This window comes from Nitrospira defluvii, assembly GCF_905220995.1.
In the GTDB taxonomy this organism is placed as follows: domain Bacteria; phylum Nitrospirota; class Nitrospiria; order Nitrospirales; family Nitrospiraceae; genus Nitrospira_A; species Nitrospira_A defluvii_C.
Map to the genome: position 1 here is coordinate 322,891 of NZ_CAJNBJ010000001.1, position 24,789 is coordinate 347,679.

Sequence of the window (24,789 nt, forward strand, 5' to 3'; positions counted from 1 at the left end):
CAGGTTGTTGAGAAGCGACGCCAGCGACAGACCACACCCTCTTCTACCGAGCGAGCAAACCGGCTGAGACCCCCGCCCCTCAATTCACAGCCTGCAGCGTCACCGTCGCTTGCAGGCGCCGATTGCCGCGCGCATATTCGATCGTGACCTGGTCGCCGACCTTATGTTTCTCCATCTCATCCATCAAATCATCGACGGTCTCCACCGGCTTGCCGTCCACCGCCACAAGAATATCGCCGAGTTCGACGCGCCCGCCCATGGTTTCCCGCGCACCGCGCAACCCCACACGTTCCGCGGCGCTCCCGCGGCCCACCTTCCCGATAATCACGCCCTTGACGCCCCAACGTCTCGCCATCGCGTCGGGAACCAGGGAAATGCCCAACCCAGGCCTGATCAGTTTGCCATGCTTGATCAGCTCCGGCACGATGCGATTCACCGTATCGACCGGCACCGCAAACCCGATCCCGGCAAACGCGCCGCTGGGACTGACGATTTGAGTGTTCACGCCGATCAAACGTCCGGCGCTGTCCAGCAGCGGCCCGCCGGAGTTGCCCGGGTTGATGGCGGCATCGGTCTGGATCACCCCTTCAATGGTCCGGTTGCTCATCGATTTGATGGTCCGACCCAACGCGCTCACCACCCCGGTGGTCAGGGTATGGTCGAGACCGAAGGGATTGCCGATCGCTAATACTTTTTGCCCGACGCGCAACGCCTGAGAACTGCCGATCGTAACCGGTTGAAGCGCCGACTCCGGCGCCTGAATCTGCAGCACGGCGATGTCATGGTCCGGATCGGCGCCAATCACTTTCGCCTTGGTTTCTGTTCGATCCGCCAAGGTCACCGTGATCGAATCAGCCCCATAGATGACGTGATAGTTGGTCACGATATGCCCCTGCCGGTTCCAGACGAAGCCTGTCCCGGACCCTTGTGGCACCTCAAAGACGTTGAACGACCAGGGATCGCGCTGCATGGCCGTATTGGCGATGAAGACGACCGATCGAGCCGCCCGGTCGAAGACGGCAATGGTGGCCTGCTCCTCCGCACTAAGCTCGGTCGGGGCAACCGACTGCGCCAGCAGGAGTCCGTTCGGTTCCCCGGCACGGACGTACCCGAGTAGCATCCATAGACTCGCCACGATGCCGGCGAGCACACCCAGCTCCACCCGTCGCCCGGCACGCCACCCTGTCATCCACTCTGTGCGCCTTGCGTTCGTCATCATCTATTCACCAATGACCTGCAGGACCAGTTCTCTGGTCCGCGCGCGGGTATCGAAGTCCAACACCACCACTTGCTGCCATGTCCCTAACACCATGGCTCCGTCGTTGAACGGAACCGTGAGGGACTGTCCCTGCAACTGCCCGCGCAGATGGCTATGCCCGTTGTCCTCTCCTGCATTTCGCTCATTGTGCTGCCACGTGGGATCGGCAGGAATCAACCGTTCCCATATCGCTTTCGTATCGGCTCGGATGCCGGGCTCATCCTCGATGATCAGGACGGAGGCGGTCGTGTGCTTGATGAAGATCGTAAGAATACCCGCGCGCAGCTGCGTGTCTTTAAGCGCCGCTCGCACCCGCTCGGTAATGTTTTCCACCTGGCAATGGCCCTGCATCGAGACTCGCAATGACACGGACTTAACCGCCATCGAGTAACTCCTTATCGGTACGGCGCAAATAGGCTCGCTCACGCGCGGTGAGCGCCCGGCCCCTGGCCTGCGCCAACACCGCGTCGAACGCACCCTCCGCCGCAAGATCGCGCAACGCCCGCACCACCGGCCGGCTGAGGATCTGGTCCTGCTGCAACCTGTGCAGGTAGGCAAAGGCCTCGGACAGATCCTCCCGCCGCCGCACATAATAGTCGCGGCCTCGGCGCTGGTTGCTGTACGCCTCGAACTGTTCACAGGCGACCAGGATTTCCGCCAGCTGACGCACCCAGGGCTTCGCGCCTTCCAACTTTTCAGGATAGTAGTAATACAGCATGACCCGGCCCATCCACGGCGCCCAGGCCACCCCGAGTTCACGCAACACCGGCTTCACGGCCCGCAGCCGCGCCGCCAGTCTACGCGCATAACCCAACCGCATTTCCACCTGCTCGCAGGCCCACGAATCGAGCGTGATGCCGTCACCTTCCATGGCTCTCCGATATCGAGCCACAAACGCCTCGGTTTCACGTCCATAGCCGGTGTCCGGATGAACGGCCCTCCATTCACGCGGTCTGGTCGGAATGCCATGGGCGCGTGCCCAGGACCAAATCCGACCGAAGAGACGCCGGTCAAGTCCGGCGCGTCCCAAATCGTGGAGGAGACAGGCGATCTGATACTGTCTCACGCGAGCGGGCGGATGACCCAATCGCTCAGCCACCGCCGCGCACATGCGGGCCGTTCTCACCGCATGGGGACAGTCGTAGCCCTTGATCATTCGCCCTGGGCGGCGCGGGTCCGGATAGTCGTAGAGTCGCAACAACTGAGAGGCAAGGGTACGCGGCACAAGCAACGGAGGCAGGGTGATACGTGATATGGCCATGCAGGTGTGGGGCACCGGGGTCGACGCGTTACCGCTCGGCAGAATATCGTTCGCCAAAAGAAGGTGTCAAGCAGACCGCCGCGCAGGCAGAGGATTTCCTCGCACTGGCGGTGAGGCTTTGTTATTCTGGCCCCGAGGCCGATCGACCAGGGGAGGAAACCATGCGGATGAGTCGGACCATGCACATCCTGGCCTGCAGCACGAATCTGCTGTTGGCCGCAACCATCGCGCCCGCGTTCGCGCTCGATCAGCTCGTCGATGTGACCGGCAAAGTCACCCCCTTCGTCACCCTGCGCAGCCGCGACAACTTTTCGAGTGAGTATCGGTACGATGTCACGGTCCGCAACGTGTCTCCCGATCTGTTCGTGGCCGACTCCCTCATCGTCGTGCTGGACCACATCACCAACACCGCCGGCCAGGATCGTGAGAATTTGACGGGGGAATCGCTCCTCACCAGGATGGAGATTATCGGCCAGGACGGCACGACCGAGGACGGCAAGCCGTTCTTCCGTGTCCCGCAGGGATCCGGGCCGGACCTCACCCCGAACAGCGAGAGCCTGCCCGTATCCGTCCGCATCCGGAATCGCGACTATGTCGCCGTCTTCACGCCGGCCTTTCGCGTGATGGGACAGAAGCGCGAGCCGCCCAAGCAGAAAAATGCCACCGGCGCCGCCGCCACCCAACCACCGCCGAACAAGGCCACGACCGACAAACTCATCCAACTACTGATCAAGAAGGGTGTGATCACGGCGGAAGAAGGACGGCTCCTGCACCAACCATGACCAACGCCGGCTGCAAAGCCTGTCTCGGCACCTGGCCCAGACAGGACCATTTCATCGCCGACTGCGGCCTCACGCGGGCCTATCTCCACGACGACCAGTTCTTTCCAGGCTGGACCGTGCTCGTCTTGACTCGCCACGCGACGGAACTCTTCCACCTCTCCCGCGACGCACGCAGTCGCCTCATCGAAGAAGTCGCCCAGGTCGCCGCCCTCCTGGCCGAGGAGTGGCATGCGGTGAAGATCAACTATGAATTGCTCGGCAATCAGCTGCCCCATATCCATTGGCATCTGATCCCGCGCCTCAGTCAGGACCCGGCCCCACTCGAACCGGTCTGGCGCATCGCGCATGAACCGGTCCGGTTGGAAGGGGATGCCCTGGCCTCCATGATCGACCGCATGAGAACGCGCTGGCCGACACACTGTGACGACAGGCCACCGCAAGCCTGAGGCGATCCGCGCACACCGATGTCCGCACCAGCACCCAAGCCGGATACCACGACGCCCCGGACGTTTTCGCAGATGGTGATCCGAACCGTCCCGCTGCACCTGCTCGCGTCGATCCTCGTGGTCGGCGGATGCGCGCTGTATTCCAGCACCTCCATGGCAGGGCATGGCCTATGGGCGCTTGTGGGCAGTTGGTCGCTGACGGCGGTCTCGCTCATGCTCGCAGGGGCCGGCGGCATCCTGGCCGGGCTCTTGGACGCGGCCCAACAGACAGTCGAACGAATGGAGCAACAACTCCGTGCCTGGTTGCATACCCTTCCCGCCGCAGCACGAGCGGACGGAGCAACAGGCCGTCCTGTCGACAGCGTGCGCGCGGAGTACGAAACCCTGGTTGAGCAATGGGCCACTCGAACCGGCGAACGCCTGCGACTGCCGCGCTGGCTGGAGACGCTCATCCGCAAAGCCCTGCGCGGGATCATCGTGGATCGATTCATTGCCTCGTGCACGGAGCGCGGGATCAGTCTCGTCGCCCCTCAGGAGTTTCGAAACTGGCTGCTTGCCGAAGGGGTCAGTTTGGGATTCATGCCGATTCAGGATCAACTGTCCTGGTGGCGCTATCTCGTTGTGGGCCTGTTGGTGCTGCTCGCCTCGGTGAACCTGCTCCTCACGCTGCTCACGACCTGAGGCCCACGTGAACTGCCTCGCAAGAGAGATCCCCCACTCAGATCCCGTGGAATTTTCCTCCCATCTATGTGTATATAGAGCGATCTTTTTTACCTGGAGGCCTGTCAGCGCCTATGTTCCTGCAACGCGTCGCCTTTGGACGGTGGGTCCTGCTCATCAGCGTCACGTTGCCGCTCCAGTCCCTGCCGGTCAGTGCGCAAGACGCGCCCTCTCCCAATCCAACAATCGAAACCGTCCAAACCGAATCGCCGATCGCCGAACCGCCGCCACCGGCTGACAGCACGCCGCAGGAAGCCGTTCGAGTCGAGCCGCTTCCGAGTGAACCAGCGCCTCCGCCGCCGCCCGCTTCGCCGTCGCCCCCTCCGGCACCGCCGATCGTTGTACCGACGCCAATTCCGCTGACACCACTGGAGGTGCTTGCGCAGGCTCGCCAAGCCCTGCATGCCGAACCCGACGCCCAGGAACCGCGACTCACGCTGGGCCGCACGCTCTTTCAGCTGGGCGATACCGATGGCGCCATCGACGAGTACCGAACCGCCTTGCGCTTTCATCCCACGGTTGCACAGGCCCATTTAGATCTCGGCACGGCGCTCATGGCTAAACAAGACTGGCGAACCGCCATGACGGAGCTGCAGGAAGCGGCTCGCTTAGATCCCACCCTCGTGCAAGCCCATTACAGCATGGGCACGATTCACTACACCCGTGGCAACATTCAATCCGCCATCAAGGCCTACCAGGAGGCGTTGCGGCTGAAGCCGGATTTTGCCGAGGCCCATTACCGGTTAGGTTTGGTCCTGAAAATGGCGGGGCGCGACAAGGACGCGGCGCAAGAGCTGGAAGCGGCCGCACTGGCCGGTCTCGCCAAGGCGCAGTACTTCCTGGGAAACGCCTATCGCTCAGGGCAGGGGGTTGAAAAGAGTCAGCTCATGGCCATCACCTGGTGGGCGCAGGCGTTCGAGCAGGGGTTGCCGGAGGCCTCACAGGCTCTGACCCAGCTCAGACGGCTGGCGGCGGTAAAGGGTACCCTACAGACGAAACAATCGAAGGCAGCGGCTGAAGCGTTCAAGAACTATTGCGACCAACTCTGGCTGGATTTTCCCGATCTCGACCGGGACCAGCCGACACAAACGGTCGGGACCACTCTTCTCAAACAGGGCCGCACCGCCGAGGCCCTGCCGGTGCTGTTGCGTGAAGCCTATGCACTCAACGAGATTTCCCATGCGACCCTCGTACAATTGTACGAACAGGGGCTCGATGGCCAACTGCCGCCCCATGGCCAATGGATTCTGAGTTACCTGGAATCGACCGCCGCCGACGGCGCGATACCATCCCGCATGGCTCTCGCCCGCATTTACGCCAAGGGCCTGGGCTTGGCCCCTGATCTCGCAAGGGCCAAGAGCTACCTGAAAGGTCTCCCACGGGAGGACGTCAAACGCATCCTCGACGACGCCGCCTCCGAGCCGCCGAAACCGTAGCCACGACCATCGCATGAGCACCGCCACCCGCTTGTTCGTCAGGAATGTCTGGCTACAAGCTCTGGTCATGGCTTTGTGCGCCCTCCTCGTGAGCCAATTGATCTGGACGGCGGCCCCTGCCACGTTCCACGCGATCGAATGGGCCCCGTACGACACCTGGATCCGACTCCGCCCCCATCCGGCACCCGATCCACACCTGCTCCTCGTCACCAGAGATCCGGCCGGCGACCATCAGTTCGGCGCGGGCCAGTGGGATCGCAGCCTGGCAGCCACCCTCATCACCGCGCTGCATGACGCCGGCGCAACCGCCATCGGCATCGATATTCCGCTCGATCTCCCGAGTCCGCCCAACCTTGGAGGCGCCGTGAGCGACGCGTTGCTGATCGAGGCAGCCAAGTCGGCCGGCACCGTCGCCTATCCAGCGGTCCTAGCCCCGGCTATTGACCAGGAGGGGCCCTCACCGATGATGCCGCCGCAGCACCTCGTGCCGGGGAAGAGCACATTGCAACCGGTGCTCGATCTCGATCGGGTGGTACGCCGGGGCCTGCTCTATCATGGCAGTGGATCCAGCGAGCTCCCCTCGTTGGGCCTCTCCTTGGCCGCCGGCGTCTGGCAGGTTCCGCTTGAACGCATTGAACGGCGATCCGGCTCCATACGGCTACCTCACGCACAGATAGGGGGCGGCGCCACGGGCGACGTGACGATCCCCGTCGATCGTCAGGGTCGTTTGCTGCTGAACTTCACGGGACCGCAATCCCTGGCGCCGATCCCCTCCGCCACCATTCTCGACATCTTTCGACTGATCGAACAGAAGGACAACGACCGCCTGGTCGCCCTGGTCAACGGCAAAGCAGTTCTCCTGACGACACAACCGCGCCCTCAACCGGAACGGACGGTGCCGTCCGGCGAAGACACGACCGACATGCTGTTGCAAGCACAGCTCCTTCACACGCTCCTGACCCAGGACTGGATCAGGGAACTTACTCCGTGGCAACGAGGCGTCCTCGCATTCGTCCTCTCCGTCGGCGTGGCCTGGGCTGCCTTCCGGTGGACCGACTGGAGAGGGATCCTGCTGGGCTCAGGCTTGCTGCTCGTCTATCTGGCGGTCGCAGTGATCAGTCTCGCCCTCCTCCGATTGGTCCTACCCTTCGTAATGCCGGTCACCGCTGCCCTGCTCCTGCTCGTGGCCGGCAGCCTGCTCGGCCAAATCGTGGCGACCCGACGCCTGGTGCTGCTCGAACAGGACATGTTGTCGGTGCAACAACAGCTGGTCGCGGTGCGGGAAGCATTGATCTATCAAGAAACGGCCGTGGAGAGTTTGGAAGAAGACCTCGAGTCCGCTCGCACCAGCATGTCCCATTCCGCATCCAAAGCAGCCGAATCGGCAACACTCGCCGCCGACCTGCAACGCATGCTCGCCGAGGCACAGGCGCAGGAAGAAGCGACAAGGCAACGGATGGACGCGCTTGAGGGGCAACTGCACAACCTGCGGGCCGCCACGATCAGCGCAGCGCCCTTGAGGAATATCGAGCAGGAGCAGCTGCGGCGCGAATGCGAACAATCCGGGATCGTCACCAACGACCCGGCGATGCTCACGATGTTTCGGGATCTCAAAAAGGGGGCCCGCTCGCCGGTCACGGTCCTGATCACCGGCGAAGCGGGAACCGGCAAAGAGCTCTGTGCCCGCGCGGTGCATCGATTGAGCCCCCGCGCCGCAAAACCCTTCGTTGCCGTCAACATGGCGGCTATCTCTCCCGAGCTCTTCGAAAGCGAACTCTTCGGCCATGTGCGCGGGAGTTTCACCGGGGCACACGCAGACCGCAAAGGCTATTTCGAACTCGCCCATCTGGGCACCATTTTTCTCGACGAGATCGGCGACCTCCGGCTCGACCACCAGAGCAAACTCTTGCGGGTGCTGCAGGACCGGACCTTCTATCGTGTCGGGGCCACCAGTCCCACCACGGTCGATGTCCGCATCGTCGCCGCTACCAATAAGGATCTGCAGCGCGGAGTCTCGGAAGGGTGGTTTCGCGAAGATCTGTATTTTCGACTCAAGGGGCTCGTCCTGCACCTGCCGCCCCTTCGCGAGCGCACCGCAGACATTCCGCTGCTGGCCGAAGTCTGTCTGCGAGAGGCCGCACAGAAGAGCCATCAACCCCCGATGCCGCTCTCAGGGGAAGCCCTGGAGGCGCTCACCACGCAATCGTGGAAAGGCAACGTACGGGAGTTGCGCCAATGCCTTGAACAGGCGGTGGCGCTGGCCGAGGGGGCGCTCATCACGGCGAGCGATCTCCGACTGCCCGGCACGTCGACTTCGGTCGCGGACACACCCACCGCAGCAGCGTTGTTGCCGGACTCGGCCGGCGACCTGGCCGTCCTGAACCAATTGCGTCGAAACCGGTTCGACATGCAGGCCACGGCCAGGGCCCTGGGCTGGGATCGCAGCACGGTCACCCAACGACTGAAAGGGCTCTGCTTTCAGGCGCTCGTGGAATCGGCGGGGGACCAGGCCAAAGCCGCCTCGGCCCTGGCGGGAGCCCCCTCACTCCTGCGCACCGTCGAACTGAAGCTGATGGACTACAGGGCGCACCTCATGGATACGATCGCGCCCTTCGCCGATGTGGAGGAGGCGCTGGTCGACTGCAAACGGCGATTCAAGAACCTTCCCGAACGGCACTTCAGGTTCGTCGAAACCCTCGTGCGACGACATTTCGAGTCACAAGCGTAAGCCGGCGGACCAGTCCGCTGCGCACGTTCCCCAAGCCCCCAGCGCCGTAGCCACCCGGCATTCAGCAACAACTGGCGATCAGCGAATCAGCTCTCCCGTCATGGCCGACTCCCCGTCGGTCTGATGCGGGGCCAGCCCCGCATTCCCGCTGCCCCCCGCATGAATCGTTGTCTCCACGCAGCGATCAATTTTCGCTAACTCTTTGTTGTGCCGTTACTTTTCGGTCATCAGGCGCGCGGATTCGCCTGGTCTCGCCCTTGCTCTAGGCACCGGCCAACGGCGGGCAACCCGGCAGGAAGGAGGTGAGCATCACCCAGCCGGCCCCGCGGCACAGGGCCAGTCGAAGGTTCGATCAACCACCAGCAGGCCGCACGAGTCGGCCTCAACACAAGGAGCACCACATCATGCAGAAATCCCCCACAGCCACAGCCACCGTCAGCGCCGGACCAGTCGCCCCGACCATCATGGGACCGGAGAAGGACATGAAGGACGTCTACATCCTGAGCGGATTGGTCGGATTCCTCGCCATCGTGGTCGCCGCCTTCTGGTACTACTCTCAGGCCGACGAGGCCGCTCATAGCAACCGCTCAGCCGAAGCACTCAACAGTGCGCAGGTGTCACAAGTCCTCAAGGACTCGACCGAGCAGATGCCGGTCATAGCGTCCGTCCCAACCACCAGAGTTGAGATGGCTCCTCTGGCGAGCCGAAGCACGGACATCCTGCACGACGATATCTCGTTCGAAGTCGGCCGCAAGGGGTTAACCGACGACGGCAAGGCCGCCTTGCAACGCCATGCAGAGTTCCTGAAGAACGAACCAGACTGGGGCGTGTTGGTTCAGGGGTATACCGATCAACAGGGTTCGATGAGCTTTAACAAAATCCTCGGCCTCAAGCGTGCGGAAACCGTCAAGCAACAGCTGATCGCGCTGGGCGTGCCGGAAACGGCGATTCGCACCGTCAGCCTGGGTGAGGAAGGCGCCCTGTGCATCGACAAGAGCGATGTCTGCCGCCGGATGAACCGACGGGTCCACCTGGAGATGCGAAAGATCGGCCTGGAGCATATGGTGAGCGCACCCCTCGCCACTGAATCCCTGACCGACTCACTCGCCGACAATGTCGATCGTTTCACCGAGACGGAGACCGTCGATCCGATCGGCGAGATCCCGGCCTCCGCTTCAGTCGAAACCGACCCCGCAGCAACCGCCGTCGACTCGAGCACCGGCAACTAATGGCCGGTCGGAACGCGCCCGGGAAAGATGTTCCGTCTTTCCCGGGCCATCCGGCGGCCGCGTCATCATCATTCCAGACCATACGAGGATCACATGCTTGCGACACGCTCTGTTGCCCATCGACAGCGAGCCGGCCGGCTCGCCGCCCGCCTGATGCTGTGCATTGCCCTCTCTTTTTCCGGATTGGCGACGCCGCCCCCTGCGGCCCTCTCCGCCGAACCGCCCGCCACGCTGACAACCGGAGTCATTCCAACTATGGGGATCAGCGATGTCACCGAGGGAGCCCTGCTCTTCCGGACCGGCCGGACGGGCCGTTATATCCCGGCCCCCATTCTGAAGACCGACGTGCAGATTGTCGTCACCGGCACCATCGCCCGCGCGACGGTCACACAGGAATTCACCAACCCGAGCACACGCAAGGGCGATTGGCTGGAAGGGATGTATGTCTTTCCGTTGCCCGAGACCGCTGCCGTCGACCAGCTGCGCATGAAGGTCGGCGAGCGAACGATCGAGGGACAGATCAAGGAGCGGGACGAGGCCAAGCGAACCTACGAACGGGCGAAGCAAGAGGGGAAACGGACCAGTCTCGTGGAGCAGGAACGCCCGAATATCTTCACGACCTCCGTGGCGAACATCGGACCCGGGGAACGAATCATCGTCGAGATCGAGTACCAGGAGACAGTTCGATATGAGAACGGGCAGTTCCAACTCCGCTTCCCGATGGCGGTAGGACCACGCTACATCCCCGGCACGCCGGTGATCATCGAAGGGCAAACGCCCAGGGGATCAGGCACGATGCCGGATACCGACCGCGTCCCCGACGCGTCACGCATCACACCTCCCGTCGTGGCACCGGACGAGGGGCGAGTGAATCCGCTCAGCCTGTCCGTCACGCTCAGCCCGGGCTTTCCCGTTGAGCACATCGAATCGCGTTATCACCCCATCATCACCATCCCCGACGCGGACCAGAGCCATCACATCAGCTTCAAAGAAGAGACGGTCCCGTCCGATCGCGATTTTCAGCTCACCTGGCGCCAAGCCCCACGGACCCAACCGCTGGCGACCATCTTCACCGAGCGGAAGACCGGCGACACCTATACCCTCCTGATGCTCGTTCCACCGACCCAGCCTGACGCCAATGCGCCGCGGGTGCCTCGCGACCTCACCTTCATCATCGACACCTCTGGGTCAATGGCCGGCGCATCGATCGAACAGGCGAAGAGTTCTTTGGCGACCGCTCTGACGCGGCTGACCGCCCAGGACCGTTTCAACATCATTCAGTTCAACAACCAGGTCCGATCGCTCTTCGCCAGCCCGCAACCGGTAAGCATCACCACCATCAAACAGGCCGTGCGATATACGGAACACCTCAAGGCGGACGGTGGCACCGAGGTGCTGCCGGCTCTTCGACAGGCGCTGAACAGCCCGCAAGACGCGTCTCGCCTCCAGCAACTCATTCTCCTCACCGACGGGCAAATCGGCAACGAAGAAGATCTGTTCGAGCTCTTGCAGCATCGTGTCGGCACTCGACGCCTGTTCACCATCGGCATCGGCGCGACTCCGAACAGCTACGTGATGCGAAAAGTGGCCGAGTTCGGCCGCGGCACCTTTACCTACATCGGCAAGATCGAGGAGGTGAAGGAAAAGTTGGATGGACTGTTGAAGAAACTGGAGCGGCCGGTGCTCAGCGACATCACACTGGACGGGACCGGCTGGCCGACCCTGGAGCCCTATCCCTCCACTATCGGGGATCTGTACGAAGGCGAGCCGGTTGTGCTCGCGATCAAAGCCGCCTCGCTCCCCGAGCAAGCGACATTGCGCGGAAAGGCCGGGAACGTCGCATGGACGCTTCCAGTTTCCATTCACCCTGCTGCGGCGCAGGGAGGACTTTCCATCCATTGGGCGAGGCAAAAAATATCGGCCCTCATGGACGAAGCGTATAAGGGCACTCCCGGCGACGCCGTCCGCAAGGCGGTGCTCGATGTGGCACTGTCGCATCACCTCGTCAGTCGGTATACGAGCCTGGTGGCCGTGGATGTGACACCGACCAGGCCCACCGAGGCCTCGGCTGCTGAACAGGACCGCGCCATGAATCCGGCACGCGCGCAGGATCAGGCGCTGCTGGCCGGCCTGCCGAAGACCGCAACCGGAATGCAATGGCACCTCCTGCTGGGACTGTCGGCACTCCTATCTGCCGCACTGTTGTGGAAGCTCAGGACGACGGCCGGATGACTCGGCGCCGACTCAAGGAGCAGCTTCTGACTGGGTTGGTGGTGGGACTGCTCGCCACCAGCTTCTGGCAGATCGGAGAAGCATCCTATATCGTTGCGAAAGCCAGGCTCGCACAGTATCTGCTGCAGCGGGCCTGGACCCGCGCCCTGGCTGGTGAACCCACTCCGAAACCATGGCCTTGGGCGGACACCTGGCCCGTCGCGCGCCTGCAGCTCAACCGACTGTCGATGGACATGATCGTCCTGGCTGGCGCCTATGGCCGAACACTGGCGTTCGGGCCAGGACATGTCGGTTCGAGTGCGTTACCGGGAGAGACCGGCACCATGATTCTCACCGGCCATCGAGACACACATTTCCGGTTTCTCAAAGGGGTGCGACTGGACGATCGCGTGGATCTCACCGGCGCGGACGGACACACGGTTCACTACCGTGTTACAGAGCAGCAGGTGTTGGATTCGCGGCGGGATGGGATTCCGTTGGCACGAGACGGCCAGGAGGTGGTCTTCGTGACCTGCTATCCCTTTGACGCCGTGACGCCAGGCGGTCCGCTCAGATACGTGGTTCGGGCGGAGCGGATAAATTAAGGAGATCGAGTAGGGGCTGCCTACCCGGCAATCTTTCGATCGGGAGACTCATCCGGCACATGAGACACCGGCACGCTGTAGGCCCGACGATCCCGCGCCGACTCGTGCTTGGTCACAACCAGCCGGAACTGCTGGACCTCTACCATCCGCCATCGCGCATAGGCCAACACCCCCCACAACAGCAACGCGCCCAGCACATAGTGGGAGAGGAGGAGTTTTTCCACCAGTCCGCGTGAAACGGCTCCCTCGGTAAATGTCACCGGAGGCGCAAGCAGTAACGTCGCGACCGTCATCGCTGCAAGCCATCCGCCGCGATCGGGCATCGGCAGGCGGTTCCCTGCATACAACGACAAGGGCAACAACAGAAAGAGGTAGTAGTGCGTCCAGGAAATCGGACTGATGAGCAGCGCGAGGCACAGCACCATCGACAATTCCACATACATGGTGTCCCGATGCCTCGTGCCGGGGCGACGCAGACACAACAGGCACGAGAGTCCGAACAGCAGGGCCGCACAGAGTCGCCCGGCCATCCGGATATCCGGGGACACCGCCACTGGCGTCCAATCGTACAGGCGCGCATCGTCCTGTAACCGCAGCAATACCCCTTCGATCGATTGCACATTGAAGGCGCTCAGCCCCTTATCGGACAGGGGAAGAATGACCTCCCGATACCAGGCCACATGACTGGCCCACCCCGCATACCAAAGCGAGAGACCGGAGATCGTCGCCAGGGTGAGCCCGTATCCGAACGCGGCACGCCACTTCTTCATCCCGACAAAATAGACGGCAAACAGCAGCAGCGGAAGCTTGATGATCGCCGCCAGTGCAAAACACCCCCCCGCGCTTCGTTCCCAGCCGCGATCCAGACAGACCACGCCTGCAACCAGGACAAGCAACGCGCAGTGCGTCAGGTTCCCCTCTTTCAAGCTGTACACCAGCGGCCCGTTCATCGCAAACAGCAACAGGATGGCCCATCGTTTCGACGGCTCCCGGTCGGTCATGCTCCAGAGCAAGAGCAGGGTCACAACCAGACCGACCAGCGATAGCGCGACAAACAGCCACTGCGCGTGCCGAAGCGTCAGCATGGAGAACGGGGTAAACAGCAACGCCACGATCGGAATATTGACGAATCCGCAGACCGGCGTATCCCAGCACCGTCTGAAGAGCCGGGGAAGGTCTTCGATGATCGCACGCCCTGCAGGGTAATAGGCGACGTTGAAATCAGAGAAGGGCACGGAGGGCTCGGAGAGACTCCAGATCCAGAGCCAGAGCCAGAGCCCGACTACTCCGAGGGCCAGCAGGAGGCACCGTTCGCGGCGAACGAAAGTGGACCGGAAGGCGCCCCACCACAACAGGCTCAGCGCAAGGACTCCCGCATAGAACACCAGCATGGGCATTCGATTTTATCGGTAGAACGTCCCAGCAACTTGACCATCCCACCTGCATAGGCCGGTTCCTACAGGCCTTGCTGCAGCACCCTGCCTCAGCAGGCCTCCACAAGACCGGGTTCGTTGCCTTCCTGCTTCAGTCTCGGAATGAATTGTCCGATCTGTCACTACCACACTCCGTTCGTCTGTGGTCGAGTCGGCCTGCACGCAATCTGGAATCACTATGGTCATCGACGGAAATACCGCACGCCCGCTTCCTTCTCTGGAGCCGGAAGAACCGCCGTTCTCACCAGCACCGACACCCGAACCTCCTCCGAAACGGGCGCTCCTTGGTTTGGCCGATTGGCTCATCACCGCCTGCCTGGTCTTCTTCGTCGGCATCGCCTCGACCGTCATCGCCGGAAGCATTCCCTCGTTTCTCCTGCATTCGATGGATTTTTGGTTCGAGGCCGATACGATCCGTGAAGTCTCCAACATGATTTCGACGACGGACGATCATTCTCGCACTTCGGTCCACCCGCTTTTTTCGCTTCTCGCCTTTACGCCCGTCTTCCTCGTCAAGCACCTGTTCGGCATCCCCGCGTTGCAAGCCGTGCTCTATGTCACCGGACTGCTCGGCGGCCTGTGGAGCGGAACCCTCTTCGTGATGCTGCGGCTGATGGGGTGCAGGCGACTGGATGCCGGCCTCTTCACCATACTCGGCCTCTCCAGCGCGTCGGCGATCTTCTGGCTGCCCGTCCCCAATTCCTACACCTGGGGCTCGTGGACGATCATGTTTGCGCTAATCGTGCTGCTGGTTGCCGAACAACGCCGAGTCGGAGCCACGGCGTATGTGGTCGCCAGCGCTCTCACCTTGAGCATCACGGTGACCAACTGGATGAGCGGTCTCCTAGCCACGGTGGCGCGATGGCCCTTAAAGCAGGCCGTCCAGCTGTCGATCAACGCGTTCTGCCTGGTGGTGCTGCTCTGGGGTGCACAGAAATTCATCTTCCCGTCCGCAGAGTTTTTTATCGGAAGCCGGAAGGAGGCCAGTTGGGTCAACCATCCCCAATCGGGACAGGTGCAGCACATCGCCGCGTCATTTGCGTTGCATACGCTGGTCGCCCCTGCCGTTCGGCTCATGGATGACGACGGGTATATTCAGTATGGAGACGATTCCTTTCGCCTTTCTCAACGCCTCGCCTTTCAATTCTCCACGCCAGGTTCAGGGAGTCCGCTCGGTCTTGCAGCCGTCGGATTGTGGTCAGCGTTACTGTTGACCGGGATCTGGAGTGTCTTCAGCGTGAAGCAGCAGTGGCGTTTCCGGGCGGTCCTGACGGCGATGCTGCTGTTCGAGTTGTCCCTGCACATGGTCTATGGCGAAGAGACGTTTACGTACAGCATGAATTTTCTTCCCCTGCTCATCGCGGTGACCGCGTTCGGCACCTTGGGTCGACGACGCCCCTGGGTCTTGGTGCTGGCCGGAATGTTCACCCTCTGCGCAGGGCTCAACAATTGGCAGCAGTTTCGCGAGTCGGTCGAGTTGGCCACGCACTTCACACCGCAGCGTGAGGCGATGCTCGATCAGATGCAGAAGGATCCCAGTCGACCATGGCCCAGGTCGGTCGGGCATATCCCGCTGGCCGTCCCGGGGGCTTCAGAAGCCGACCACGCCTACCACGAACCAGGGGGCGACTTCAGCCCGCAGACGCCTAGTTTCGGCGTCTCGTTGTGGCTGTGTGATGACAGAGGGCGCCCGCTCGTCACCAGTCAAACCATGCCTCTGGCGGAGATTCACCAGACCTTCGAACCGTCGGCACATTCGGCTGTGCCCGCGATTGCGACCAAGACTCCCTACTATGACGCCTCCTGGTCGAGGCTCGACGCGACACACTGGGAGCTCCGGTTCACGCACCATAGTCCCCATACACCGGCGGTCCTCATCCGGAGCGTAGGACCGGCCGGTGGGCCGGTCACCGATTTACGACGCGACGGGAATGAGCTCACCGTCAACCGTCGATGGGTGATCCGCGTGACGCCGGCCCCAGCCGACATCGTCCTGGGTGACGAGAACGGACACGAGGGATTGACGGCCCGATCCTCCGCCTCGACCTGGAATGGAGCCTCCGGTTGGGGATTTGCTCGCCTGACGCTTGCGGCCGATTCCGGCCAACGGGAACAGGAATTCAGACTTGTGCTGGAAGACAGACGGGTGCCGATCGAGATGCAGCACTACTACAGGGCTGCTTCGCCGGCGATTCACGTCGACCTGCCCGACCCGTATTTCCAGCGTTCCATGGAAGCTCAGCGGTCCCATCTGATGATGGGCTTGATCAGCGGAGAAACCAGGCCGGGAGACCCGACGATGTTCTTTCGCGCCTGGCAGCGTCAAGGCGCGTATATCACGGCAGCCCTCTCACGAGCGGGCGACCCGCAGGTCGGCTGGGTACTCTCGCGATTCCTGGCCACTCACGATTTCGCCGGCGGGGCCGGACCGGAAGCCGACGCACCGGGTCTGGCGATCTGGGCCCTGACAGAATCGGCTGCCTATATCGCCGACACCCGTCATGATCAATGGCTCTGGCCACACATACTCCGGAAGGCCGGACTGATCGAGAACATGCTGCACGCGCGCGCACCGATTGTGACACCATTCGTCGTGCCTTCCCCCTACGATCTCCTGCATGGGCAGCAGGTACGGATGGAGGTGCTCGCCAAACCGGCCCGCGAGGGGGTCATCGTCGGCCGCATCGGGAATCAATGGCCTTCGCTTTATGTCAATGCCGTCAGCTACCGTGGTCTGCTCGCGGCAGCGGAATTTGCGGAACGGCTCGGTAAACATCGCCAGGCAGCCGCATGGAACGACCAGGCCAGAACCCTGCTGGAGACCTGGCAACGACGGAACGGGAACGGCCCGGCTCATCCCGACGAGTCACCAATACGACAGGCCTCCTTCACGGTCCCCGCCTCACGTCAAAACCCGTTGGCACAACCGATGACCGCGTACAGACCCGCTCCGGACAACCTGACGATTGCGGGTGCGTTGACCAGGGCACACCGTCTCCTGCGACAAGGCCGGCCGGAAGAGGTGTGGGACACCCTGTCCCATGTGTGGGGAAACCAAGCCTCTCCCGGGTTGTATACCTGGGCGACCTCGCGGGCTGCGACCAACGACGTCGCCGACGGCTGGCAGTACGCACGGGGTTGGCATGACCGGACGACGGTGTCGCCGGACTATGAGACGGCGGCCTTGCTGCTGCTGTTGCAACAAGACATGCTGGCGTATCTCGATACCGAGACCGTAGGTTCACCTGTCGTGATCGGCGCGGGCATTCCGCCGCACTGGCTCTCGCAGACGCTCTCTGTCTCGAATCTCCTGCTTCCCGGTGGCTCGATCGCCTGGAAATGGGATGGGCACGCCATGCAGGTCACGCTCAAGGGCCAGATCCGCAACATCACGCTCGGCTCAGCCTTCCCCCCTGGCGCGACCGTCTCCATCACGCACGAGCCGCTACCCGGGTAACGTCGTTCCCGCCGACAGGGTATCGGCCCGGCCACCATTCTGCCCCATGTGCCCCCCGGCGACAGCCGCCTCAGAAGAGGCCGGACGCCGCCGATAGCGATGCAGCAGTTGATACAACACGGGCAACACGAACAGAATTAAGGCGGCCGAGGTCAACATGCCGCCCACCACCACCCGCGCGAGCGGCTGCTGCGACTGTGCGCCGATCCCGTTCGCAACGGCGGCGGGCAACAGTCCGATGGCCGCAGCCAGCGACGTCATGAGGACCGGACGCATCCGCACCTCCGCGCTTTTCATAATCGCTTCGCGAACGTCCCATCCCTCACGTAACAGATCCTGCATGCGACTGATGAGAATCAACGCGCCTTGCACGGCAACGCCGAACAGCGAGATGAATCCGACCGCCGCCGAAATGCTGAAATGCGTACCCGTGACCAACAGCGCCAGCACCCCGCCGACGAGCGAAAAGGGCACCGCCGCCAGCACGAGCAACGCGTCCCGAAAATTGTTCAATACCAAATAGACCAGAATCAAAATCAATCCCAGCGTGATCGGCACGATCCTGGCGAGACGGGCTTTTTCTTCCTGCAACTGATCGAATTCCCCGTGCCACTCGATCCGGTAGCCGGCCGGTAACTGGATCTGCTGCTCGATACGTTCCTGCGCGTCCCGCACGGTCCCTTCCAAGTCACGGCCGCGGACGCTGAACTTGATCGGGATATACCGTTCGTTATTCTCGCGGTACACGATGAACGCGCCGGTCTGCTCCGTGATGGAGGCCAATTGCTTGAGCGGAATGCGCGCGCCGTCCGGCGTACTGACGACGATATTGCCGATCGACTCGATGTCCTTCCGGAACTCGGGCAAAAAGCGAACGACGAGGTCGAACCATCGTTCGCCCTCGTAGATCCTGGTCACGGCTTGCCCCCCGATAGCGGCTTGCACCACATCGTTGACGTCATCGACCTTCAACCCATAGCGCGCGCATTCCTCACGATTGACTTCGATCACCAGATTGGGTTGGCCCAGCAAGTGCAGCACGCCCAAGTCCTTGACGCCCTGCACACCCTTCATCACCGTCTCGATCTGTTTTGCGAGCTGTTCCAATGTCTGCAGATCACTGCCGTAGAGTTTCACGGCGTTCTCTCCCTTCACGCCCGACATCGCCTCTTGGACGTTGTCCTGAATCGCCTGGGAGAAATTGAATGTCACCCCGGGAATCACGCCTAACCGTTGCTCGATCTGATCGATCAGCGCCTTCTTCGTCGGCACCTCAGCCCGCCATTCCTTGAAGGGTTTCAACGTTACGAGAAACTCCGCGTTGAAGAAACTGGTGGGATCGGTGCCGTCGTCGGGTCGCCCCAATTGCGACGCCGCGCTGATGACTTCCGGAAATTGTCTGAACACGCCGCGAATGTCCGTCACCAGGCGAGCCGCCTGCTCGAAGGAAATATCCACCGGCAAGGTGGTGCGCATCCAGATGTTGCCTTCTTCCAGCGCAGGCATGAATTCGCCGCCGATGAACGGCACTGCCGCCATCGCCACCACGAGGACCGCCACCGCAATCCCGACCACCAGCCATTCACGGCGCAGGCCCCAATCCAACAAGGCCATGTACCGCCGGCTGAGAAACTCCACGACCGCCGTGTCCCGTTCCTTGATGGTGCCGGTCAGCAGCAGCGAGCACAGGGCCGGCGCCAGGGTGAACGCCATGAGCAATGCCCCGCTCAACGCAAACCCGTAGGTCAGCGACATGGGCGCGAAGACCTTCCCCGGCACCCCGGTCATGGTGAACAACGGCAGAAACGCGATGACGATGATCGTGGTGGCGAAAAAGATCGGACGGCCGACCTCGCGCGCCGCCCGCATCACATGCATGGGCACCGTCACGCCCTGTGAAGACTTATGTGCGAGATGGTAAAAAATGCTTTCGACCATGATGAGGGTGGAGTCGACGATGATGCCGAAATCCACCGCGCCCAACGAAATCAGATTCGCAGACTGCCCGCCGAGCACCATCATGCCGAACGTGAACAAGAGCGCGACCGGTACCGTCAACGCGACGATCATCGCCGTGCGGAAGTGGCCCAGGAACACATAGAGGATGATCGACACCAGCACGACGCCCGCGATCAAAATATCGATGACCGTTTCGATGGTGGTATGAATCAACACCGTGCGGTCATAGAAGGTCTTGATTTGGACCCCCTTCGGCAACTTGCGGGTGTTGAGTTCCTGCACCTTCTCATGCACCTTGTCCAACACGGACAGGGCCTTGGCCCCACGCTGCAGTAAGACGACGCCTTCGACCACATCATCCCGATCGTCGATGCCCACCTTGCCCAGCCGCACCCGTGATCCGATACTGGTCTTGCCGAGGTTGCGAATGAACACCGGCGTGCCTTCCTTCTGCGTCACGACCGTATTCGAAATATCGTCGAGTTTTTTGATCAGCCCCATGCCCCGGATGTTGAAGCTCTGCTCCCCCATCGTCAGATAGTTGCCGCCGACGTCGGTGTTGCTCTTGGCAAGGCCCTCCATGACCTGGTCGAGGGTGACGTTGTAGCTCATCAGCTGACCGGGGTCGAGCTCGACATGATATTCCTTGGTCGTACCGCCGTAGGTACTCACATCGATCACGCCGGGGACCCGTTTGAACTCGCGCCGGATCTGCCAGTCCTGTGTCGTCTTCAAATCCGTCAGCGACACGTGTTCACCGGTCAGTTCGTAGCGGAAGATTTCGGCAATGGCGGACCAGGGCGAGATGGTCGGCTGCACGTTCTGCGGCAACACCGTGAGTTGCAGCCGATTGAGAATTTCCTGTCGATCGCGGAAATAGTCGGTACCGAACTCGAAGTAGACTTTGATGTCGCTCAACCCGAAGATCGAGAGGGAGCGGATTTCCGCCAGCCCCGGCATGCCCTGCAACGCGATCTCGATGGGCAACGTAATGGCCCGCTCCATTTGCTCGCCGGACCAACCGGGATATTGCGTGATGACCTCGATCATCGGCGGCGAAGGATCGGGATAAGCGACCACGTCTAAAATGTGGAACGCATAGAGGCCGCCGAACAGCAGGGCGAGTCCGGCAAGACAGACCATGAATCGCTGCGCCAAGGCAAAGCCCACCAGCCGTTCAATCATATCCAGCTTCTCCCTGTGCTTCCCCTCGCCCTCGTCCGGGCAGCGCACGCAAGACGGGGCAACCAGCAACCGGCCCCGGATGAGGACGGCGTCGACGGACCACCCATCAAAACCGCGTTCGGCGGATTACAGTCGATAGACAGAGAGTGTGGACAGCAGGTCGCTGGTCGGCAGCGGTGTGTCGCCCGGAGAAAACGGAACGGAGGACTTCCTCGCGGAAGCGTGAATCGCCAGGCTCGCGGGACGTGTTGCTTCAGTGAGAGCCTTGGTCGTCGCATCATCCCGCAACTCGTCTAAGTCGGGCTCGGTCGCCCACTGGGAGTCGGCCGGTACGACCCCACCTGATTCGGCCTGCAATCCAATCAGCTCGGCCCACGAGAGACCGGCCACGACGACCCAGGCCAGCAAGAGCACGAGCACTTGCAATCCCAGGCGTGATGATGGACGCGAGGTAGGGGTGACGTTCATAGGCGCGGGTGACGATTTGCGCAAACACTCCAAACCAAACGATGTTGGCGCAGAGTATCACAGGCGCCGTGCGCCAACAAGACGGCAGCCGGCTCCGCTGGCTCGACAGAAGCGGGAAACCGAGCCTGGTGGACCGAGGCACAACGGCCCTGCCTGAATTGCTGGCACTCCCCTGGTGTGGTAGGGTCCGCGCATGTCGGATGAGGTTCAATCGTTTACGCTGGCGAAGGTTCCCGGCGGCACGCGTGTGCTCGGTCATCTGCAGGCATTCAAGACCAGTCCATTGGAGACGATGGCGCAGTGGTGGCGTCAATACGGCGATGCACTCCGCTTTCGGCTCGGCCCCAAGCTCATCCACCTGCTCAGTCACCCCGATCTCGCCGAAGAGATTTTGGTCCATCAGTCCGACCGGTTCGTGAAGGTCTACGACCCCCGGCGACCTTCTGGCCTGGCGCTGGTCCTCGGCAGTGGATTGGTGACCAGCTCGGGGGAGGTCTGGAAACGGCACCGGCGCATCATCCAGCCGATTTTTCACCGTTCCCGCATGGCGGCGATGGCCGACCGAATGGTCCAGGTGGGCGAACAACGCCTCGCCGACTGGGCGAGGCAGGAGGGGCAAGCGGTCGACATCGCCGCCGAGATGATGCAGCTGGCTCTGGAAGTCATCTCACAAACAATGTTCACCACCAGCATGGCGCACCATATCGATCGGATCAACCAGTCGTTGCGCGTGAGCCTGAGATTCGCGTTCGATTCGTTTCATAATCCGCTGCGCCTCCCCCTCTGGGTGCCGACTGCGCACAATCGGGAATTCCGCGCCGCGATGCAATTTCTTGACGGGTTGATCTATGAGCTGCTCACCGAACGGCGCCGGAGCAGGGTGCGCCACGACGACCTGCTTGATCTCCTGCTTCAGGCTCGTGACGAGGAGACGGGTACCGGCCTGAGCGACCAAGAACTGCGCGACGAAGCCCTGACCATCTTCGCTGCGGGGCACGAAACGACCGCAAACGCACTGGCCTGGACCTGGTATCTCCTCGCCACCCATCCGGAAGCGAAGGCCCGCTTCCATGAGGAAATAGACCGAGTGCTGCGAGGACGAACGCCGAACGCCGGCGATCTTGCGCAACTCCCCTATACCCGTGCCGTCTTCGATGAAGCACTTCGGCTCTATCCGCCCGCCGTCGCCATTCAGCGCAAGACCACAACACCCGTCACGGTTCACGGACTCGCCCTGCCGGCCGGCGCGATCATCCTCATCGGCGTCTACAACCTGCACCGGCATCCGGCCTTTTGGCCGGACCCCGACCGGTTTCGACCGGAACGATGGTTGAAAGAGGGCCAACCCGAGGCTCGATATGCCTATCTCCCCTTCGGTGCCGGGCCCCGAGCCTGCGTCGGCACACACTTCGCTACGGTGGAGGGCCCGTTGCTCCTTGCGCTGATCGGCCGGCGTTACGATCCCCAGCTGGCCCAGGCGCAAGTCGAACCGGAACTCATGGTCACGCTGCGCCCCAAGGGCGGCATCCGGATGATCCTTCACCCACGGCGCTCTGTGGCGAGCGGCGCCGCCGTGTAATGCACCGACCGAGGATTCTGCCGCAATACTCTCCCGGGCACATTGCCCCGCACATTCCGTTCTTCTCACAGACTCACCCGCATCACGCCATCGAAGACCTGGCTCACCCCGGTCTCTTTCTGGTATGGTCGCACAAGACTCTAGTGCCACCACATGCCACGGACACTCCATGGCCTACCACCCCATCGAGAATTACGGCATCATCGGTAACATGCGTACGACGGCATTGGTGGGGCGCCACGGCTCCATCGATTGGTTGTGTTTTCCGCATTTCGATTCCCCAAGCGTGTTTGCCGCGATCCTCGACGACAAGAAGGGCGGCCGTTTCAGCATTGCTCCGCTCGGCAACGAGGTCACGACCAAACAGTTCTACTGGCCCGACACCAATGTCTTAATCACGCGATTTCTGTCGAGCCAAGGCGTGGGCGAAATCGAGGACTTCATGCCGGTCGGCGGAACCGGGCCGGATCTCTTCCATCAATTGATCAGACGCGTCAAGGTCGTGCGCGGTCGTATGACGTTTCGGCTTCACTGTGATCCAGCGTTCGATTATGCACGCACCACACACCAGACTCATCTGAACTCCACCGGCGCCGTTTTTTCAACCCCCGCGCTCACCTTGGGACTTGCGACCACCCTGCCGTTGAAACAGGCTGAGCAAGGCGTGTTCGCCGAATTCACTCTCGGACGCGGGGAGCATGCGGTGTGCGTGCTTCGGGAAATCGAAGCGGGCGGGTGCTGCGGGGCCACGCTACCCGATGATCATGCACAACGCGTCTTCGAAACCACCGTGCAGTTTTGGCAGGACTGGATCTCCCACAGCCGCTATACAGGACGGTGGAGGGAAATGGTCTCCCGCTCTGCACTTGCACTCAAACTCATGACGTTCGAACCCACCGGAGCCATCGTCGCTTCGCCGACGTGCAGCCTCCCGGAAGAAATCGGCGGCGTGCGCAACTGGGATTATCGCTATACCTGGATCCGGGATTCAGCCTTTACGCTCTATGGGCTCATTCGCATCGGCTTCACGCGAGAGGCCACGGCATTCATGGAGTGGTTGGATGCGCGCGCCAGAAACGATCGGCCCGAGCCGGGCCCGCTGCAGATCGTCTACGGCATCGACGGGCGCACCGATCTGTCCGAATACACGCTCGACCATTTGGACGGGTACAGGGGGTCACGGCCCGTGAGAATCGGCAACGGCGCCTATGCGCATTTGCAGTTGGACATCTACGGAGAACTGTTGGACTCCGTCTACCTCTACAACAAGCACGTCAATCCGATCTCCTACCACCACTGGTTGCGCGTTCGGAACTCACTCGATTGGTTGTGCGAGAACTGGACCCGTGAAGACGAGGGCATTTGGGAGGTGCGCGGCGGCCGCCGGCATTTCGTCTATTCAAAACTCATGTGCTGGGTCGCCTTCGACCGCGGGTTACGGCTGGCCCAAAAGCGCTCGTTCCCGGCCGATCACCTGAAGTGGCTGAGCATGCGCGACCGAGTATACGAAGAGATCATGACCAAGGGCTGGGACGAGTCACGCGGCACCTTTGTGCAATCATACGGAAGCGACTCGTTAGATGCGTCCAACCTGATCATGCCGTTGGTCCATTTTCTCTCCCCGTCGGATCCGAGAATGCGCCGCATGTTGAACGCAATCAACCGGCCGCCGGACGAAGGCGGCCTGGTATCCGACGGGCTGGTGCACCGGTATGACGCCGCCACCGGAGCCGACGGGTTGGATGGTACGGAAGGCACGTTCAACATGTGCAGCTTCTGGCTCGTGGAAGCGTTGACGCGGATGGGACGCACGGACCGACCGAAACTGGACGAAGCGCAACTATTGTTCGAACGGATGTTGGGATACGCCAACCACCTCGGTCTTTACGCAGAAGAAACGGGAACCAACGGCGAGGCCTTGGGAAATTTCCCGCAAGCCTTCACTCATCTCGCCCTGATCAGTGCTGCCTTCAACTTGGATCGGGCACTGGACGAGGGTTGACCATCTACGAAGGGGAACCGCGCCGTTGAT

17 protein-coding genes are annotated in these 24,789 nt (G+C 62.0%); 11 read left to right on the top strand and 6 right to left on the bottom strand.

The genetic code is table 11. The features are described 5' to 3' along the window. Window positions 1–79: 79 nt before the first annotated feature. From KJA79_RS01620 to KJA79_RS01630, 3 genes are read right to left on the bottom strand one after another with little or no spacing between them, the layout of a single operon-like run. The gene (locus KJA79_RS01620) at window positions 80–1,189 is read right to left on the bottom strand and encodes a S1C family serine protease (RefSeq protein ID WP_213040253.1); all 1,110 of its coding nucleotides are present in this window, start codon (window positions 1,187–1,189) and stop codon (window positions 80–82) included. A gap of 30 nt (window positions 1,190–1,219) precedes the next feature. Then, window positions 1,220–1,642 carry a secondary thiamine-phosphate synthase enzyme YjbQ gene (locus KJA79_RS01625; RefSeq protein ID WP_246507358.1) on the bottom strand — a complete coding sequence of 141 codons (423 nt, stop codon included), beginning with the start codon at window positions 1,640–1,642 and terminating at the stop codon, window positions 1,220–1,222. Beyond that, window positions 1,632–2,519, bottom strand: a complete 888-nt coding sequence (locus tag KJA79_RS01630) for an HD domain-containing protein (protein ID WP_213040254.1) — start codon at window positions 2,517–2,519, stop codon at window positions 1,632–1,634. Before KJA79_RS01630 ends, KJA79_RS01625 begins: the two co-directional genes overlap by 11 nt. 161 nt (window positions 2,520–2,680) lie before the next feature. Here KJA79_RS01630 and KJA79_RS01635 point away from each other — a divergent pair, with 161 nt between their 5' ends. The 8 genes from KJA79_RS01635 (at window position 2,681) to KJA79_RS01670 (ending at window position 12,676) form a co-directional block, all read left to right on the top strand. After that, window positions 2,681–3,301 carry a hypothetical protein gene (locus KJA79_RS01635; RefSeq protein WP_213040255.1) on the top strand — a complete coding sequence of 207 codons (621 nt, stop codon included), beginning with the start codon at window positions 2,681–2,683 and terminating at the stop codon, window positions 3,299–3,301. Beyond that, window positions 3,298–3,747 carry an HIT family protein gene (locus KJA79_RS01640; RefSeq protein ID WP_213040256.1) on the top strand — a complete coding sequence of 150 codons (450 nt, stop codon included), beginning with the start codon at window positions 3,298–3,300 and terminating at the stop codon, window positions 3,745–3,747. Before KJA79_RS01635 ends, KJA79_RS01640 begins: the two co-directional genes overlap by 4 nt. A gap of 18 nt (window positions 3,748–3,765) precedes the next feature. Continuing rightward, on the top strand, window positions 3,766–4,428 hold the full coding sequence (locus KJA79_RS01645) for a hypothetical protein (protein ID WP_213040257.1): 663 nt from the start codon (window positions 3,766–3,768) through the stop codon (window positions 4,426–4,428). Window positions 4,429–4,541: 113 nt separating this feature from the next. Further along, window positions 4,542–5,903: a tetratricopeptide repeat protein gene (locus tag KJA79_RS01650; RefSeq protein WP_213040258.1), complete on the top strand. Its 1,362-nt coding sequence runs from the start codon at window positions 4,542–4,544 to the stop codon at window positions 5,901–5,903. Window positions 5,904–5,916: 13 nt separating this feature from the next. After that, on the top strand, window positions 5,917–8,631 hold the full coding sequence (locus tag KJA79_RS01655; protein ID WP_213040259.1) for a sigma 54-interacting transcriptional regulator: 2,715 nt from the start codon (window positions 5,917–5,919) through the stop codon (window positions 8,629–8,631). Window positions 8,632–9,035: 404 nt separating this feature from the next. Continuing rightward, window positions 9,036–9,860 (top strand): OmpA family protein, encoded by an 825-nt coding sequence (locus KJA79_RS01660; RefSeq protein WP_213040260.1) that lies wholly within the window; start codon window positions 9,036–9,038, stop codon window positions 9,858–9,860. Between the two features lie 93 nt (window positions 9,861–9,953). Continuing rightward, window positions 9,954–12,092, top strand: a complete 2,139-nt coding sequence (locus KJA79_RS01665; protein ID WP_213040261.1) for a marine proteobacterial sortase target protein — start codon at window positions 9,954–9,956, stop codon at window positions 12,090–12,092. Then, entirely contained in the window at window positions 12,089–12,676 is a 588-nt protein-coding gene (locus KJA79_RS01670) for a class GN sortase (RefSeq protein WP_213040262.1), read from the top strand. Before KJA79_RS01665 ends, KJA79_RS01670 begins: the two co-directional genes overlap by 4 nt. Before the next feature lie 20 nt (window positions 12,677–12,696). Here KJA79_RS01670 and KJA79_RS01675 read toward each other — a convergent pair whose 3' ends face one another. Then, the gene (locus KJA79_RS01675; protein WP_213040263.1) at window positions 12,697–14,067 is read right to left on the bottom strand and encodes a glycosyltransferase family 87 protein; all 1,371 of its coding nucleotides are present in this window, start codon (window positions 14,065–14,067) and stop codon (window positions 12,697–12,699) included. 220 nt (window positions 14,068–14,287) lie between these two features. On the opposite strand from KJA79_RS01675, the gene KJA79_RS01680 reads away from it, so the two are divergent. Then, entirely contained in the window at window positions 14,288–17,566 is a 3,279-nt protein-coding gene (locus KJA79_RS01680; RefSeq protein ID WP_246507360.1) for a glucosidase family protein, read from the top strand. Here the strand turns inward: KJA79_RS01680 and KJA79_RS01685 are convergent. After that, window positions 17,555–20,710, bottom strand: a complete 3,156-nt coding sequence (locus KJA79_RS01685) for an efflux RND transporter permease subunit (protein WP_213040264.1) — start codon at window positions 20,708–20,710, stop codon at window positions 17,555–17,557. The two genes, KJA79_RS01680 and KJA79_RS01685, sit on opposite strands and share 12 nt — an antisense overlap. A gap of 126 nt (window positions 20,711–20,836) precedes the next feature. Continuing rightward, on the bottom strand, window positions 20,837–21,178 hold the full coding sequence (locus KJA79_RS01690; RefSeq protein WP_213040265.1) for a hypothetical protein: 342 nt from the start codon (window positions 21,176–21,178) through the stop codon (window positions 20,837–20,839). A 193-nt stretch (window positions 21,179–21,371) separates the two neighbouring features. Here KJA79_RS01690 and KJA79_RS01695 point away from each other — a divergent pair, with 193 nt between their 5' ends. Together KJA79_RS01695 and KJA79_RS01700 are read left to right on the top strand one after the other, a co-directional pair. Further along, entirely contained in the window at window positions 21,372–22,757 is a 1,386-nt protein-coding gene (locus tag KJA79_RS01695; protein WP_213040266.1) for a cytochrome P450, read from the top strand. A 169-nt stretch (window positions 22,758–22,926) separates the two neighbouring features. Next, window positions 22,927–24,759, top strand: coding sequence for a glycoside hydrolase family 15 protein (locus KJA79_RS01700; protein ID WP_213040267.1), 1,833 nt, complete (start codon window positions 22,927–22,929; stop codon window positions 24,757–24,759). The last annotated feature ends 30 nt before the right edge of the window (window positions 24,760–24,789 follow it).

Bases quoted from the DNA above. Each gene is read 5' to 3' on its own strand.
- KJA79_RS01630 (WP_213040254.1), bottom strand. From the start codon at position 2,519: ATGGCCATATCACGTATCACCCTGCCTCCGTTGCTTGTGCCGCGTACC.
- KJA79_RS01685 (WP_213040264.1), bottom strand. From the start codon at position 20,710: ATGATTGAACGGCTGGTGGGCTTTGCCTTGGCGCAGCGATTCATGGTC.
- KJA79_RS01645 (WP_213040257.1), top strand. From the start codon at position 3,766: ATGTCCGCACCAGCACCCAAGCCGGATACCACGACGCCCCGGACGTTT.
- KJA79_RS01620 (WP_213040253.1), bottom strand. From the start codon at position 1,189: ATGACAGGGTGGCGTGCCGGGCGACGGGTGGAGCTGGGTGTGCTCGCC.
- KJA79_RS01665 (WP_213040261.1), top strand. From the start codon at position 9,954: ATGCTTGCGACACGCTCTGTTGCCCATCGACAGCGAGCCGGCCGGCTC.
- KJA79_RS01700 (WP_213040267.1), top strand. From the start codon at position 22,927: ATGGCCTACCACCCCATCGAGAATTACGGCATCATCGGTAACATGCGT.
- KJA79_RS01655 (WP_213040259.1), top strand. From the start codon at position 5,917: ATGAGCACCGCCACCCGCTTGTTCGTCAGGAATGTCTGGCTACAAGCT.
- KJA79_RS01640 (WP_213040256.1), top strand. From the start codon at position 3,298: ATGACCAACGCCGGCTGCAAAGCCTGTCTCGGCACCTGGCCCAGACAG.
- KJA79_RS01695 (WP_213040266.1), top strand. From the start codon at position 21,372: ATGTCGGATGAGGTTCAATCGTTTACGCTGGCGAAGGTTCCCGGCGGC.
- KJA79_RS01680 (WP_246507360.1), top strand. From the start codon at position 14,288: ATGGTCATCGACGGAAATACCGCACGCCCGCTTCCTTCTCTGGAGCCG.
- KJA79_RS01675 (WP_213040263.1), bottom strand. From the start codon at position 14,067: ATGCTGGTGTTCTATGCGGGAGTCCTTGCGCTGAGCCTGTTGTGGTGG.
- KJA79_RS01670 (WP_213040262.1), top strand. From the start codon at position 12,089: ATGACTCGGCGCCGACTCAAGGAGCAGCTTCTGACTGGGTTGGTGGTG.
- KJA79_RS01650 (WP_213040258.1), top strand. From the start codon at position 4,542: ATGTTCCTGCAACGCGTCGCCTTTGGACGGTGGGTCCTGCTCATCAGC.
- KJA79_RS01625 (WP_246507358.1), bottom strand. From the start codon at position 1,642: ATGGCGGTTAAGTCCGTGTCATTGCGAGTCTCGATGCAGGGCCATTGC.
- KJA79_RS01690 (WP_213040265.1), bottom strand. From the start codon at position 21,178: ATGAACGTCACCCCTACCTCGCGTCCATCATCACGCCTGGGATTGCAA.
- KJA79_RS01660 (WP_213040260.1), top strand. From the start codon at position 9,036: ATGCAGAAATCCCCCACAGCCACAGCCACCGTCAGCGCCGGACCAGTC.
- KJA79_RS01635 (WP_213040255.1), top strand. From the start codon at position 2,681: ATGCGGATGAGTCGGACCATGCACATCCTGGCCTGCAGCACGAATCTG.